Annotated in this window: 12 protein-coding genes; 3 read left to right on the top strand and 9 right to left on the bottom strand. The window is 65.2% G+C overall.

Annotated elements, in window-relative coordinates:
• Nucleotides 1-299 precede the first annotated feature (299 nt).
• From argC to DIE13_RS20060, 4 genes are all read right to left on the bottom strand, one after another.
• A complete protein-coding gene (gene argC / locus DIE13_RS20075; RefSeq protein ID WP_124828723.1) occupies nucleotides 300-1,250 on the bottom strand; it encodes an N-acetyl-gamma-glutamyl-phosphate reductase in 951 nt (316 codons plus the stop codon).
• A 165-nt stretch (nucleotides 1,251-1,415) separates the two neighbouring features.
• On the bottom strand, nucleotides 1,416-1,988 hold the full coding sequence (locus DIE13_RS20070) for a flavodoxin family protein (protein ID WP_096508212.1): 573 nt from the start codon (nucleotides 1,986-1,988) through the stop codon (nucleotides 1,416-1,418).
• A 228-nt stretch (nucleotides 1,989-2,216) separates the two neighbouring features.
• A complete protein-coding gene (locus DIE13_RS20065; protein WP_124828722.1) occupies nucleotides 2,217-2,819 on the bottom strand; it encodes a YbhB/YbcL family Raf kinase inhibitor-like protein in 603 nt (200 codons plus the stop codon).
• Nucleotides 2,820-3,061: 242 nt separating this feature from the next.
• Nucleotides 3,062-3,748 (bottom strand): orotate phosphoribosyltransferase, encoded by a 687-nt coding sequence (locus DIE13_RS20060; RefSeq protein ID WP_006752465.1) that lies wholly within the window; start codon nucleotides 3,746-3,748, stop codon nucleotides 3,062-3,064.
• A gap of 463 nt (nucleotides 3,749-4,211) precedes the next feature.
• On the opposite strand from DIE13_RS20060, the gene DIE13_RS20055 reads away from it, so the two are divergent.
• Nucleotides 4,212-6,482: an NADP-dependent malic enzyme gene (locus tag DIE13_RS20055; RefSeq protein ID WP_124828721.1), complete on the top strand. Its 2,271-nt coding sequence runs from the start codon at nucleotides 4,212-4,214 to the stop codon at nucleotides 6,480-6,482.
• Nucleotides 6,483-6,629: 147 nt separating this feature from the next.
• Here the strand turns inward: DIE13_RS20055 and DIE13_RS20050 are convergent, their stop codons facing one another.
• Entirely contained in the window at nucleotides 6,630-10,220 is a 3,591-nt protein-coding gene (locus tag DIE13_RS20050; RefSeq protein WP_124828720.1) for an indolepyruvate ferredoxin oxidoreductase family protein, read from the bottom strand.
• A gap of 320 nt (nucleotides 10,221-10,540) precedes the next feature.
• Between DIE13_RS20050 and DIE13_RS20045 the strand changes: the two genes are divergently transcribed.
• Nucleotides 10,541-10,735 carry a hypothetical protein gene (locus DIE13_RS20045; RefSeq protein ID WP_124828719.1) on the top strand — a complete coding sequence of 65 codons (195 nt, stop codon included), beginning with the start codon at nucleotides 10,541-10,543 and terminating at the stop codon, nucleotides 10,733-10,735.
• 133 nt (nucleotides 10,736-10,868) lie between these two features.
• Here DIE13_RS20045 and hppD read toward each other — a convergent pair whose 3' ends face one another.
• Nucleotides 10,869-11,966 (bottom strand): 4-hydroxyphenylpyruvate dioxygenase, encoded by a 1,098-nt coding sequence (gene hppD / locus DIE13_RS20040; protein ID WP_124828718.1) that lies wholly within the window; start codon nucleotides 11,964-11,966, stop codon nucleotides 10,869-10,871.
• Nucleotides 11,967-12,166: 200 nt separating this feature from the next.
• On the opposite strand from hppD, the gene DIE13_RS20035 reads away from it, so the two are divergent.
• Entirely contained in the window at nucleotides 12,167-12,691 is a 525-nt protein-coding gene (locus DIE13_RS20035) for an Lrp/AsnC family transcriptional regulator (RefSeq protein ID WP_096508218.1), read from the top strand.
• A 67-nt stretch (nucleotides 12,692-12,758) separates the two neighbouring features.
• On the opposite strand, the gene DIE13_RS20030 is transcribed toward DIE13_RS20035, so the two are convergent.
• From DIE13_RS20030 to DIE13_RS20020, 3 genes are all read right to left on the bottom strand, one after another.
• Complete coding sequence (locus tag DIE13_RS20030; protein ID WP_124828717.1) at nucleotides 12,759-13,406, bottom strand: GNAT family N-acetyltransferase; 648 nt, start codon at nucleotides 13,404-13,406, stop codon at nucleotides 12,759-12,761.
• A gap of 233 nt (nucleotides 13,407-13,639) precedes the next feature.
• Nucleotides 13,640-14,245: a TetR/AcrR family transcriptional regulator gene (locus DIE13_RS20025; RefSeq protein ID WP_124828716.1), complete on the bottom strand. Its 606-nt coding sequence runs from the start codon at nucleotides 14,243-14,245 to the stop codon at nucleotides 13,640-13,642.
• Between the two features lie 22 nt (nucleotides 14,246-14,267).
• Nucleotides 14,268-15,083, bottom strand: coding sequence for a DUF1835 domain-containing protein (locus DIE13_RS20020; protein ID WP_124828715.1), 816 nt, complete (start codon nucleotides 15,081-15,083; stop codon nucleotides 14,268-14,270).
• Between the last annotated feature and the right edge of the window lie 128 nt (nucleotides 15,084-15,211).

The following is a 15,211-nucleotide window of genomic DNA, read 5'->3' as shown; positions in this document are numbered from 1 at the left end:
AAGTAAGAATTAAAACGCGACGAGGCTGGCGAGGCGCTGCCGAAGTGGGGCCGCTGCCACGCACGGCCGGCTTGCGAACGGCCTTCCTGCGTATAACGGCAGCGTTTAAAGTGACGGTATCCGGTTTATCCCTATTCGGGATTTACTGGATAAAAAGAAGGGTGAATTAATTCACCGGTAATCGCGCAATGGAAAGCTTGTAAATATTTGTAAATGCGCGGGCATGGTTTTATATATTGCCTGGCACGGGTAAATAAAAAGCCGGCCAGCGGCCGGCTTTGCATCGCGTGCAAGGAGGATCAGCGCTTCAGGCCGCTGTCCTCGGCGGCGCCGATGTTGAGGTTCATGCACTGGATCGCCGCGCCCGACGCACCCTTGCCGAGGTTGTCGAGTCGCGCGACCGTGACGAAGCGCTCTTCGTTGCCGAACACGAACAGATCGACGCGGTTCGTGTCGTTGTTCGCCTGCACGTCGAAGAAGCCGCTGTCGAGATTCGCGTCCGCGTTGAACGGCGCGACACGCACGAACGGTTCGTCCGCATAGTACTCGGCGAACACGCGCTGCACGTCCTGCGGCGTCGCGCGCTTCGCGAGCTGCTCGGGCGAGAAGTAGGTCGTCACGGCGAGACCCTTCAGGAACGGCCCGACGATCGGCGTGAAGATCGGCGCGTGCGCCAGGCCCGTGTGCGCGGCCATTTCCGGCAGGTGCTTGTGCGCGAGCGCGAGTGCGTACGGACGCGGGCTCGCGAGCTTGCCGCCCGGCGCTGCGCTTTCGTACTCGGCGATCATCGACTTGCCGCCGCCGCTGTAACCGGTGATCGAGTAGCTGTGTGCGGCGAACGTCGGCGCGACGATGCCCGCGTCGACGAGCGGACGCATCGCGAGCACGAAGGCCGACGCATGGCAGCCCGGCACCGCGATGCGCTTCGACGTGCGGATCTTCTCGCGCTGCGTGCGGGTCAGTTCCGGCAGACCGTACGCCCAGTCGGCGCTCGTGCGGAATGCGGTGCTCGCGTCGATCAGCGTCGTGTTCGGGTTCTCGACCAGCGATGCCGATTCGCGCGACGCGACGTCGGGCAGGCACAGGAACGTGACGTCCGACGCGTTGATCAGGCGGCGGCGTTCGTCGACGTCCTTGCGCTTCGCCTCATCGATGCGCAGGATCTCGATGTCGTTGCGTGCCGACAGGTATTCGAAGATCTTGAGGCCGGTCGTGCCTTCCTGGCCGTCGACAAAAACTTTGGTGCTCATTTCGTTCTCGCTGAATGAAACGGGAGCCGCGGCGCCCTTAAACCAATATTTTAAGACGTCATCCGGCGGGCCTGCACCGCACGGGGCGAAAAAAAGACGGCCTGCGGGCCGTCTTGTGTCCCTTTGACGCGCACCGGCATTGCTTCGCCGGCGGCGCGGGCGCGTTCAGCGGCCGCCGGCCACCCAGCGGGCCGTTGCTTCGGCAACGCGCCGGCCGAACGCCTTCGCGGTCTCGAGGTCGCCCGGCAGCGGGCCCTCGTCGGGCGTCGCGTCCGCCGGCGACTGCGCGAGCAGGCCCGTGAAGCCGCCGACATAGTTGATGTCGTTGCGTGTGGCCGCCTTCGAGTTGGCCGGCATCATGCCCGTGCCGACCCACACCATTCCATGTTGCATCGCGAGCGTGACGAAATACTGAATCGTCGAGAACTTGTCGCCGTTCATCGTCGCCGAGTTCGTGAAGCCCGCGGCGATCTTGTCCTTCCACTTCTGCGTGAACCACGGTTTCGACGTTGCGTCGGCAAACTGCTTGAACTGCGCGGACGGCCCGCCCATGTAAGTCGGCGCGCCGAACACGATGGCATCCGCCGCGTCGAGGGCAGCCCAGCTCGCGTCGTCGAGCTCGCCGACGGCGATCAGGCGTGCGGTGGCGCCGGCGTCCTGCGCGCCCGCGTGAACGGCGTCGGCCAGTTTCTGCGTGTGACCGTAGCCGCTGTGATAGACGATGACGATGTTCGACATGAAGCGTTCTCCGGAAAGGGACGACAACGGCAGGCGCCGCGGCCTGCCGCGTCACGCGTCGCGGTCAGGCGACGCGGCGGATGCACGGCGGGATGCCGCGACCGGTGCAGCAGAGTCTAGCAAGCCGGAATGACGGGAAAAACGCGCGCCGTGCGCGCACAGAAATTCGTTGCTGCGGGGAATCGGCCAGGCGGCCGGCGCGATACGGTGCGTGCGATGCGCGCTCGGCTATTGCCCGTAAGTGACCGTGAGCCGCGCGGTACCGATCGTCAGCGTGCCGATCTCGTGCTCGAACATCGGCGCGGGGCGACCCTGCGCGACGCGCAGGTCCGTTCCCTTCAGCGCGTAGACGGTGATCACGTAGCTGTGCGGTTTGCCAGGCGGCGGGCACGGGCCGCCGTAGCCGTCGGTGCCGAAGTCGTTGCGCGCCTCGCTCGCGCCGATGCGTCGCAGGAAGCCGGACGCGCTCGCATCGGCGGGCAGGCTCGTGACGGTTGCGGGAATGCCGGCGACGGCCCAGTGCCACCAGCCGTGGCCGGGTGCGTCGGGATCGAAGATCGTGACCGCGTAGCCGCGCGTGCCGGGGGGCGGGTTGCGCCACGTGAGCTGCGGCGAGCGGTTTTCGCCCTTGCAGTCGCCGCGATCGAACACGTTCGCGGGGCCGACGCGCCCGCCCGGCGTCAGGTCGTCGCTCGACACGGTGAACGGGCCTTCGGCGCGCGCGGGCCGAATGGCGAATGCGCCGCAGACGGCGATGCAGAGAAGGGCGGCGATGAACGCAGGCGGACGACCCGAGGGCGCAGGCGAAGTGATCCGGCGATCCACACGCATATGGCGCTTCTCCCGTCACGTGGGCCGGCCCGACGAGCCCGGCGTTTGTTGGCGTTGTGCGTAGCTCGCGCAGCTGATGGCGGCGATGGATCAAGTCTAGCATTAGGGTTCGATGAGCGACGCACGTGCGGCGCGCGACTTCGATCGTTCCTGATGCGGATCCGACGGACGAAAAAAAACCGCTCGCGATGAAGCGAGCGGTTTTTTTCAGCCAGGATGCCGGCCTGCATGCCGGCGCGGCGTCATTCCTTCGGGGCCGTCGCGCCGCCGTGCGCAGCCGACCATTCGGCCGGCGCGTGCAGGAATTTCTCGACTTCGTCGAGCGTCTTCGTCTCGAAGTAGCCCGATGCCTTCGCGACGCGCAGCACGTCCCACCAGGTCGCGAGCGCGTGCAGGTCGACGTCGATGTCCTTCAGGACCGACACGCTTTCCTTGAAGATGTTGTAGTGGAACAGCACGAAGCAGTGGTTCACCGTCGCGCCCGCGGTGCGCAGCGCGTTGACGAAGTTGATCTTGCTGCGGCTGTCGGTCGTCAGGTCTTCCACCAGCAGCACGCGCGAACCTTCTTCCAGATGACCTTCGATCTGCGCGTTGCGGCCGAAACCCTTCGGCTTCTTGCGCACGTACTGCATCGGCACCATCATGCGGTCCGCGAGCCATGCCGCGAACGGGATGCCGGCCGTCTCGCCGCCCGCCACCGAGTCGATCTGCTCGAAGCCGACGTCGCGCATGATCGTCGTTTCCGCCATTTCCATCAGCGCACGGCGCACACGCGGATACGAGATCAGCTTGCGGCAGTCGATATAGACGGGGCTCGCCCAGCCGGACGTGAAGATGAACGGTTTTTCGGCGTTGAAGTGCACCGCCTGCACTTCGAGCAGGATTTTGGCGGTCGTATCCGAGATCGACTGACGATCGTAGCCTGTCATGGGCATTCCTTGGGTGATGAGCGAAGAGCGGGCGCGGGCCCGGTGGCGCAGCAAGGGGAACCTGCCGGAGGGGCCGGGGCGCGATCGGAGGGCCGATCGCATCGCTGCGCGCGTAGCCCGCTATTTTACCCGATTCAGGCCGGTTTTCGGCGGAATTCGCGCAGGTTCGGCGCGCCGCTCACCACCGGCGAAACAAACGGGGTTCGACCAGCTGGATGCTGATGCCGAGGATGCGGCGCTGCACCAACGTGCGCCATTTAGGGGGTGTACACTAAGCGACCCTTAGAAATCGTTCAGTACTTTGTACTTTCTTCTTGCCACTACCCGCCAAGGTTCGATGGCGTGCCGACCCGGCGCGTCGCGTGCCGTCTCGCAGTCGACCATCCCCTCGATTCAAGCAGACGCGGCTCAAGGTGCTGTGTACTGAACCGTCAAAATTTCGCATGTCTCTCGCAGGTCAATCATGGACGAACAACTGAAGCAGGCTGCTCTCGCGTATCACCTGAACCCGAAACCCGGCAAGATTTCGGTCACCCCGACCAAGCCGCTGTCGAACCAGCTCGACCTCTCGCTCGCGTATTCGCCGGGCGTCGCCGCGGCGTGCGAGGCGATCCACGCCGATCCGCTCGACGCGCAGAAGTACACGTCGCGCGGCAACCTCGTCGGCGTCATCACCAACGGCACGGCCGTGCTGGGCCTCGGCAACATCGGCCCGCTCGCCGCGAAGCCGGTGATGGAAGGCAAGGGCTGCCTGTTCAAGAAGTTCGCGGGCATCGACGTGTTCGACATCGAACTGTCGGAGTCCGACCCCGACAAGCTCGTCGAGGCGATCGCGATGCTCGAGCCGACGCTCGGCGGCATCAACCTCGAAGACATCAAGGCGCCGGAGTGCTTCTACATTGAACAGAAGCTGCGCGAGCGCATGAAGATCCCCGTCTTCCACGACGATCAGCACGGCACCGCGATCATCGCATCGGCCGCGATCCTGAACGGTCTGAAGGTCGTCGGCAAGAAGCTGTCGGAAGTGAAGCTCGTGTGTTCGGGCGCGGGCGCCGCAGCGATCGCGTGTCTGGACCTGCTGGTGAACCTCGGTCTCTCGAAGTCGAACATCCTCGTCGCCGATTCGAAGGGCGTGATCTACGAAGGGCGCGGCAACCTCGATCCGTCGAAGCAGCGCTATGCGGCGACCACCGACGCACGCACGCTCGCCGATGCGATCGTCGGCGCGGACGTGTTCCTGGGCTGCTCGAGCGCGGGCGTGCTGAAGCAGGACATGGTCAAGACGATGGGCGACCGCCCGCTGATCCTGGCGCTCGCGAACCCGGAGCCGGAAATTCGCCCGGAAGACGCGAAGGCCGTGCGTCCGGACGCGATCGTCGCGACCGGCCGTTCGGACTACCCGAACCAGGTCAACAACGTGCTGTGCTTCCCGTTCATCTTCCGCGGCGCGCTCGATGTCGGCGCGACGACGATCACGGAAGAAATGAAGCTCGCATGCGTGCGCGCGATCGCCGAACTGGCCGAGGAAACCGACCAGAGCGAGGAAGTCGCGAAGGCCTATGAAGGCCACTCGCTCGAGTTCGGGCCGGACTACCTGATTCCGAAGCCGTTCGACCCGCGCCTGATCATCAAGATCGCGCCGGCCGTCGCGCAGGCCGCGATGGATTCGGGCGTCGCCACGCGCCCGATCGAGGACATGGATGCGTATCGCGAGCAGCTCGGCGCGACCGTCTACCGCACGGGCATGGTGATGCGCCCGGTGTTCGCGACCGCGAAGAAGAAGCAGGCGCGCATCGTGTTCGCCGAAGGTGAGGACGAGCGCGTGCTGCGTGCCGCTCAGTTCGTGCTGCAGGAGAAGATCGCAAAGCCGATCATCGTCGGCCGTCCGTCGGTCGTCGAGATGCGCCTGCAGAAGATCGGCTCGAAGCTGAAGGCCGGCGTCGATTTCGAGATCGTGAATCCGGAAGACGACACGCGCTACCACCGCTACTGGCAGGCCTATCACGACATCGGCGCGCGCGACGGCGTGACCCCGGAAGTCGCGAAGGCCGCGCTGCGCAAGTTCAACACGCTGATCGGCGCGATGCTCGTGCACCTTGGCGATGCGGACGGGATGATCTGCGGGATGATCGACACGTACCACACGCACCTGAAGTTCATCGAGCAGGTGCTGGGCCGTGCGAAGGGCGCCGAGCACTACGCGGCGATGAACCTGCTGATGCTGCCGGGCCGTAACCTGTTCCTGTGCGACACGTACGTGAACGAACTGCCGAGCGCGGAACAGCTCGCCGACATGACGATCCAGGCTGCGGCCGAGATCGAGCGCTTCGGTATCGTGCCGAAGGCCGCGCTGCTGTCGAACTCGAACTTCGGCAGCGCGCCCTCGGCGTCGTCGCGCCGCATGGCGGAAGCCCGCAGGCTGATCAGCGAGCGTGCCCCTAACCTCGAAGTCGACGGTGAAATGCACGGCGATGCGGCCCTGTCCGAAGTGGTCCGCAAGGCTGCCTTCCCGGGCACGACGCTGTCGGGCGAAGCGAACCTGCTGATCATGCCGAACGTCGAAGCGGCGAACATCGCGTACAACCTGCTGAAGATGGTCGGCGGCGAAGGCGTGACGGTCGGCCCGTTCCTGCTCGGCGCAGCGAAGCCGGTCCACATCCTGACGCCGGCCGCGACCGTGCGCCGGATCATCAACATGACGGCGGTGGCCGCCGCGAACGCGAACACGAAGTAAGTTCGCGCCCGCGTGTGCCGCGCCTCGTGCGCGGCGCAATGAAAAACGCCACGGAACCTGCGTTCCGTGGCGTTTTTTTTATGGGCTTTCCGGTGAACCGCGGCAGTGCGGGCGAGCATCCTGATCGTGAACGCCCGCCGTCTGCCGTTACGCTACCTGCTGGCGCGAATGACCGTCCGTCGGCGAACGCCACTGCGTGAGCAGCGTGTCCCACTTCTGGCGCACCGCGCGCAGGTTGTTCTCCTTCACGTGGCCGTAGCCACGAATGCCGTCCGGCAGCGCCGCGAGCTCGAGTGCGAGCGGGCGGTTGGCTTCGCTCAGCCTGGCCAGCACTTCGCCGATCAGCGCTTCGTACTCGCCGATCAGCGCGCGCTCGGTGCGGCGCTCCCTGGTGCGGCCGAACGGGTCGAGCCTCGTGCCGCGCAGGAACTTCGCTTTCGCGAGCAGCCGGAAGGCCGACATCATCCACGGTCCGTACGCCTTCTTCACGAGATGGCCGTGTGCATCCGTCTTCGCGAACAGCGGCGGCGCGAGGTGGAATTTCAGCTTCCAGTCGCCTTCGAACTGCGACGACAGGCGTGCGAGGAACGCGGGATCGGACTGCAGCCGCGCGACCTCGTATTCGTCCTTGTACGCCATCAGCTTGAACAGGTTGCGCGCGACCGCTTCGGTCAGTGGCTCCTGCATGGCGTTGCCGTCGGCCAGCGCGCGTTCTGCTGCCCGCACCTTGTCGACGAATGCCGAATAGCGCGATGCATACGCGGCGTTCTGGTACGCGGTGAGGACCGTCACACGCTTCGCGATCAGTGCGTCGACCGCCTTCTTCGTGTGCAGCGCGATTACCGTGGCGCCCTGCGCCGGGCGTGCATCGCCGGCCGCGGCCTGCTTCACGCTCGCGAGGTCGTGCGCGGCGCGCCGGCCCCAGCCGAACGCCGCCCGGTTCTTCTCGACCGACACCGCGTTCAGCTCGATCGCGCGTTCGAGCGACGCGAGCGTGAGCGGCAGCCAGCCCTTCTGCCATGCGTAGCCGAGCACGAATGGGTTCGTGTAGATCGCGTCGCCGAGCAGCGCGACCGCGAAGCGGTTCGCGTCGATGAAATCGACGGCCTCGCCGGCTGCAGCGCGGATGTCGTTCTCCGCGGACAGGCCCGGGAACGCCCAGTTCGGGTTCTTGATGAACTCGGCGGTCGGCGTCTGCGCGCTGTTGACGACCACGCGGGTCGTGTCATGGCGCATCCGCGACGTGCATTCGTCACCGGCCGTGACGATCGCGTCGCAGCCGATCACGAGGTCCGCTTCGCCCATCGCGATCCGCGTCGCGTGGATGTCGGTCGGTGCGTGCGAGATCTGCACGTGGCTCATCACGGCGCCACCCTTCTGCGCGAGGCCCGTGACGTCGAGCACGGTTACGCCCTTGTTCTCCAGGTGCGCCGCCATCCCGAGCAGCGCGCCGATCGTGACGACGCCCGTGCCGCCGACGCCCGTGACGAGCACGCCGTACGCACGGTCGATTGCCGGCAGCGTCGGTTCAGGAATCGGCGGCAGCCCACCGCCGTCGACTGCCACGGCCTTCGGCTTCTTCAACTGGCCGCCTTCGACCGTGACGAAGCTCGGGCAGAAGCCCTTCAGGCACGAGAAGTCCTTGTTGCAGCTCGACTGGTTGATCTGGCGTTTCGTGCCGAATTCGGTTTCGAGCGGCTCGACCGACAGGCAGTTCGACTGCACCGAGCAGTCGCCGCAGCCTTCGCACACCGCGTCGTTGATCACGACGCGCCTGGCCGGATCCGGATACGTGCCGCGTTTGCGGCGGCGGCGTTTCTCGGTCGCGCAAGTCTGATCGTAGATCAGGATCGTCGTGCCTTCGATCTCGCGCAGTTCGCGCTGCACGTCGTCGAGCTGGTCGCGGTGATGGATCGTCACGCCCGGCGCGAGCAGCGTTTTCTGGCTGTCGTACTTCTCCGGCTCGTCGGTGACGATCACGATCTTCTTCGCGCCTTCGGACGCGAGTTGGTGCGTGATCTGCGGCACCGTCAGCACGCCGTCGACCGGCTGGCCGCCCGTCATCGCGACAGCGTCGTTGTAGAGAATCTTGTAGGTGATGTTCGCCTTCGACGAGATCGCCGCGCGCACCGCCAGCAGGCCCGAGTGGAAATAGGTGCCGTCGCCGAGGTTCGCGAACACGTGCTTTTCTTCGGTGAACGGTGCCTGGCCGATCCACGGCACGCCTTCGCCGCCCATCTGGCTGAAGGTGCTCGTGCTGCGATCCATCCACACGGTCATGTAGTGGCAGCCGATGCCGGCGATCGCACGCGAGCCTTCAGGCACGTTGGTCGACGTGTTGTGCGGACAGCCCGAGCAGAACCACGGCTTGCGCTCGGTCTGCACGTGCGGCTTCGCGAGCGCCATTTCCTTCGCGTTGATCACCGCGAGCCGCGCGGCGATGCGTGCGCGCACGTCGGACGGCAGTTCGAACTTCTCGAGACGCGTCGCGATCGCCTTCGCGATGATCGCGGGCGACAGTTCGTAGTGCGCGGGCAGCAGCCAGTTGCCCATCGGCACCGACCATTCGCCGCCGGCGCCGTCCTTCTCGTCGAACTTGCCGAACACGCGCGGCCGTTGCGTATCGGGCCAGTTGTACAGCTCTTCCTTGATCGCGTATTCGAGGATCTGGCGCTTTTCCTCGACGACGAGGATTTCGTCGAGGCCGCGCGCGAATGCCTGCGCACCCTGCGCTTCGAGCGGCCACACGCAGCCGACCTTGTAGAGCCGGATGCCAATCCGCGCGCAGGTTTCGTCGTCGAGGCCGAGGTCGATCAGCGCCTGGCGCACGTCGAGATACGCCTTGCCGCCCGTCATGATGCCGAAGCGCGCCTGCGGCGAATCGATTTCGATCCGGTCGATCTTGTTCGCGCGCACATACGCGAGCGCCGCGTACCACTTGTAGTCTAGCAACCGCGCTTCCTGCACGAGTGGCGGATCCGGCCAGCGGATGTTCAGGCCGCCGTCCGGCATGATGAAGTCGGTCGGCAGCACGATCTGGGTGCGATGAGGGTCGATGTCGACCGATGCCGACGATTCCACCACGTCGGTCACGCACTTGAGCGCGACCCACAGGCCCGAGTAGCGGCTCATCGCCCAGCCGTGCAGGCCGAAGTCGAGATATTCCTGCACGTTCGACGGGAACAGCACCGGCAGCCCGCACGCCTTGAAGATGTGTTCGGACTGGTGCGCGAGCGTCGAGGATTTCGCCGCGTGGTCGTCGCCGGCGAGCACGAGTACGCCGCCGTGCCGCGACGAGCCGGCCGAGTTCGCATGCTTGAATACGTCGCCGGTACGGTCGACGCCAGGACCCTTGCCGTACCACATGCCGAACACGCCGTCGTGCTTCGCGCCGGGATACAGGTTCACCTGCTGCGAGCCCCACACGGCGGTGGCGGCGAGGTCTTCGTTGAGACCGGGCTGGAATACGATCTGGTGGGCGGCGAGGTGCTGCTTGGCCTTCCACAGCGACAGGTCGAGGCCGCCTAGCGGAGAGCCGCGATAACCGGAGATGAAGCCGGCCGTATTGAGGCCGGCGGCGCGGTCGCGTTCCTGCTGGAGCATCGGCAGACGCACCAGTGCCTGGATGCCGCTCATGTATGCGCGGCCGCGTTCGAGCGTGTATTTGTCGTCAAGCGTGACGGACTTCAGCGCGGCTTCAAGCGACGCGCGTTGGCCTGCGTCTAGCGGGGCATTCATTGAAATGTCTCCTCCACCCAGTTTGGGATCTCCAAAACTTCAGTTGCTTCGATGTCTTGTGAACATGTCGGCAGTGGCCGGCATATTGGCCGGTTTTAAGTGATGGTAGCACTGGGATAAACCCGCCGCCCACCAGCTGGCCTGCCGCGATGCATCACCGAAATTGCGCGAGGCGCTGAGTTACATCATGTAAAAGCATGTAAAGCCGTTCCCTTCTTCCTACAAATGCCGTTAATCTTGTCGACCTGCCGGAGGTGCCCGGCCGCGTCGGCCCGATTCGATGCAACCGGGGAGGCGCCGGCAGTTTTAAAGGAGGTGCAATGAACACACGTCATATCCAGAGTTTCCTGATCGTGTCCGCCGCGTTTTTCGCGATGACCGGCCCGGTGCACGCGCAAGGCGCGAGCGCGCTGGCGGCAGCAGGCACACAGATGCGTCAGATCGCGCCGGCGCAGGACGCCGACGCGCAGCCGGCAGCCGGGCACGCCGTCGCGCCGAAGGCGAGCGTGCGTTGATCCGTTCGCGCGGCCGTCGGGCCGCGCCGGAACGACAAAAGGGCGGGAATCTCGTGATTCCCGCCCTTTTTCTTTGTGCCGCCGGTTCGCGCGGACGCCCGGGCTACCTCGGGCCGCCGCATCGCGCGATGGGTCAGGCCTTGTCCTGAACCACGCCGCGGCGGATCTGGTCGAGCTCGATCGATTCGAACAGCGCCTTGAAGTTGCCTTCGCCGAAGCCCTGGTTGCCCTTGCGCTGGATGATCTCGAAGAAGATCGGCCCGATCTGGTTCTCGGTGAAGATCTGCAGCAGCAGGTCGTCGCGCGCGCCGTCGATCAGGATCTTGCGTTTCTTCAGCTCTTCCAGCGATTCGCCGTGGTTCGGCACGCGGCGGTCGACCAGCTCGTAGTACGTGTCGATCGTGTCGAGCAGCTTTACTTCCTTGCCGCGCAGGCCGTCGACCGCGCCGTAGATGTCGTTCGTGCCGAGCGCGATGTGCTGGATGCCTTCGCCGTGGTACGCATCGAGGTATTCCTGGATCTGGCCGGCCGTGTCCGAGCCTTCCTCGTTGATCGGAATCCGGATCTTGCCGCACGGCGACGTCATCGCCTTCGATTTCACGCCCGTCACCTTGCCTTCGATGTCGAAGTAGCGCACTTCGCGGAAGTTGAACAGGCGCTCGTAGAATTCCGCCCATTCCTGCATGCGGCCACGATGCACGTTGTGCGTCAGGTGGTCGATGTAGGTGAGGCCGTGGCCGGCCGGGTTCGGGTTCGCGCCGGCGATCGGCTCGAAATCGACGTCATAGATGCTGATGTCGCCGATCGCGCCCGGCTGCGCGCCGTTCTTGCCGCGCCAGCGGTCGACGAAGTAGATCAGCGAATCGCCGATGCCCTTGATCGCCGGGATGTTCAGCTCCATCGGGCCCGTCTTGTTGTCGAAGCCCCATGCGCCGAGTTCGAGTGCGCGCTTGTATGCTTTCGCGGCGTCCTGCACGCGAAACGCGATCGCGCAGATCGACGGGCCGTGCAGGCGCGCGAAGCGTTGTGCAAACGAATCGGGTTCGGCGTTGATGATGAAGTTGATGTCGCCCTGACGGTAGACCGTCACATCCTTGTGGCGGTGGCGTGCGATCGCTGTGAAACCCATCCGTTCGAACAGTTGTCCGAGTGCTTTCGGATCCGGTGCGGTGTATTCGATGAATTCGAAGCCGTCGGTGCCGACGGGGTTTTCCCAGTTGGGGATCTGCATGCCGTGTCTCCAGTGTGCTTTGCGATTCGCCCGGGCGTTACAGGGTCCGGGCCGGTTTCATGTCGAAGGTGGCGCGCGCCACGCATCGGTTCATGCGACAAAGTGTAGCGGGCAGGGCGGAGCGTAAACTTGCGAACTTGATCGTCCGTGCCTACGATGGCGCAATTACTAGTCTCAAAATAATTCATGGGGGGCAGAAAATGGCGCAGGTCGAATTGGATGCGATCGACCGGCGGATTCTCGCGATTCTTCAGCAGAACGGCCGCCTGTCGAATCAGGAGATCGCCGAGCGTGTGAACCTGTCGCCGAGCCCGTGTCTGCGGCGAATCCGGCGGCTCGAGGAGATCGGCGTGATCACCGGCTACGTTGCGCTGCTGGATCCGCAGAAGCTCGGTCTCGATCTGCTTGCGTATGTGAGCGTGCGGCTCGAGAAGCGCGGCGGCCTGGCGCCGGTCCGTGCCGACGAGACGTCTGCGCGCGCGGGCGCGACCCACGCGGAGCTGTTCCGCGCGGCCGTGCAGACCTGGCCGGAAGTGGTCGCGTGCCACGCGATGACGGGCGACATGGATTACCTGCTGCGCGTGCAGGTCGAGGACATGGCGCATTTCTCCCGCTTTGTGCAGGAGCATCTGCTGCACCATCCGTCGGTGATCGACGTGAAGACGAGCTTTTCGCTCGAATGTTTCAAGGAGACGACGGCGTTGCCGATCCGGTCGGTGCGCTAGGGCGCCGCGCCGTGGCGGAGGGAAAAGGAGAAGACCGGGCGCCGTGTGGCAGCCCGGGCGGCCGACGTCACGCCGTCAGCGCGGCGGGCATCAGCGATTCGATGAACTTCGACGTGCGGTGGGCCTGGCGCTTGAGCGCGTAGTCGAACACCGCGGCCTGCTCCTGCAGCATCTCGGCGACGATCGTCGAGTGGTCTGCCGGCGGCAGCGACAGGTACGCGTCGGCTTCGCCGTACGCATACTCGATACGCATCCCGGACTTTTTCGCGATGTGCATCATCGTTGCATTGCGTGACAGGCAGTGCATGTACAGCATCGTCACGCGCGTGTTGCGGCTGCGGATGGCCGCGCGCTCGAACAGTTTCGAGCCGACGCCGCGGCCACGAGCGCTTTCGAGCACTGACACGCCGAATTCGGCCGTGCGCTTGTCGCCGTCGGCCGGCAGGTATGCCAGATGGCCGACGCCGATCAGCTCGAGCGCGTGGTCGAACACGCCGAATACGGTGTCGCGACCGAAATCGATCGTACGGACATAGTTCTCGATCACGTGGTCGGGGACCATCTGGCCGAAGCGCAGCAGGCGGTCCTCTTCGTCGAGCGAGAGAAAGTGGGTGAGCATTTGCTCACGGTCTTTGGAAGCCAGTTCCCTGACGAGAACCGGCGCATTGGCGGCGCTGCCGACAGCATCGGCACGGCCGTTGAATTGCATGTTCATCGTGGGTTCCTCAGTGTGTGACCGCACAACGGGTTGTGCATTGCAGCAGCATTTTACCCGAGTGCAGCCCCAGGATTGGGGAAAACCCGTACTTTGTCTTGAGGATGAATTCTAAATCTGCTTAGTTAACAATATATCTTATTGATTTTAAAGGGATTTTAAATTCATCGCATGAAATGTGCGGCGGGGCGCCGCACTGTGCCTGCTGCGCAACGCATGTTGCTGCGCGGCAATCAGGCGCCCGTGGCCAGCCCGCGTTCCATCAGGTCGATGACCTGTTCGGCGAAGTCGCGGTAGCCGAGGCGGCCGCCCGGCTTCAGCCATGTGAACGTCCAGTTGATCATCCCGAACACCATCATCGTGACCGACGTCTGGTTTTCCTTCGAGATCCGGTCCGGATAGGCGCGCGCGAGCTGACGCGAGAAGGCCGCGACGATGTCGCGCTGGCGATCGAGCACGATTTCGCGCTGCGCGTCCTCCAGATACTTCACGTCGTTGAGCAGCGCGACGTGGCGGCTGTGCGATGTCTCGTACTCGGCGAGGAAGGCGCGCACGAGTTCGGCGAACGCGTCGCGCTCGCTGAGCCCGCGCCGCTGGCTCGCGCCCTCGACCTCCGCGATGATCAGCATCAACCGCTTCGTGTAGCGATCGAGCAGGTCGAACAGGATCGCTTCCTTGCTCTCGTAATAGTGGTAAAGACGTGCCTTCGACGTGCCGCTCGCGGTTGCGAGATCGGACATCGACGTGCTCGGGTAGCTCGTCTGCGCGAATTTCTCGGCGGCGAGATCGAGGATCTGCTCGCGCTGGGATTCGTGGTCGGGCGCTCGGGTACGGGCCATGGTCGAATGCTGAAGAGTAGCGTTAGCGATACGCGGCTGCCGCGCGCACCTGCGTGGAAGAGAGGGCGGTCGGCGCGTCGTCCTGCAACTCGAGTCGTCCGGCCGCCGCGAGTTCGCGACAGCGCCACCAGGCGATCGCGTCGCTGACGAACATCCCGCCGCGGTCGGCGCCGGCCATGATGGCGCCGACGAGCTGTCGCGCGGGCAGCCAGCCGGGTTCCGCATGCGCGACGATCAGCGCATCGAGGTCCGCGTACTGGCCGCTCTTGATCGTGTTGCTGACCCAGTAGCGCAGCTCGGCATTCAGGTGTTTCGCCTCCTGCCATTCGAGCGCGAGGCGACCGATGCGCAGCACCGAGATCGGCGCGGCCACCGGCCGTTTGCGGGCAAGCGCCGCGGGCGAGAACATCCCGGTCGAGCATGCCTGGTCGCTGCGGGCCAGCGCCGCGCGCTCGGGCGCGTCGAGGTCGGCCGCGGACAGCCGTACCTCGTTCAGGCGCTGCGGCACGTTGCGCAGATGATAGGCGACGCGCCGCAGCAGTAGCTTGTCGCCGACGCTCGGCGCGTGCCAGACGACCACCTGACCCGTGTCCATCGCGAGCTGGTCGAGGCGTGCGAATTCGTGTTCGACTTCCGCGTTCCAGTCGGGAACCTGGTCGCCGAGCACGCGCTGCCAGAAGGCGGCGCGCGTGTCGGGCGTCTCGTCGGCGCCCTTCAGCGGCCCGACGGCGAGATCGTCGAGCAATCCGACGACTAGCTCGTCGCGTCCGGCTTGTGCGAGGGCCTCGCGCAGCGACGCGGCAGCGGTGCCGCCCTGAATCACGTGAATGGTACTCATCGGCCTGTCATCAACAAAAGAAAACCGCCGGGCGGGCGGGCGGTGGAGAGGCGCCCAGGGCGGGGGGGCCGCGTGGTAGGGGGGTGTTGGGGGGCGGCGGAACCCTGGGGGGCGGCCCGGGGGCCGCC

The sequence above is a fragment of the Burkholderia sp. Bp9016 genome, assembly GCF_003857765.1.
Classification (GTDB): Bacteria; Pseudomonadota; Gammaproteobacteria; order Burkholderiales; family Burkholderiaceae; genus Burkholderia.
This window is presented reverse-complemented; position numbering and strand designations above follow the sequence as displayed.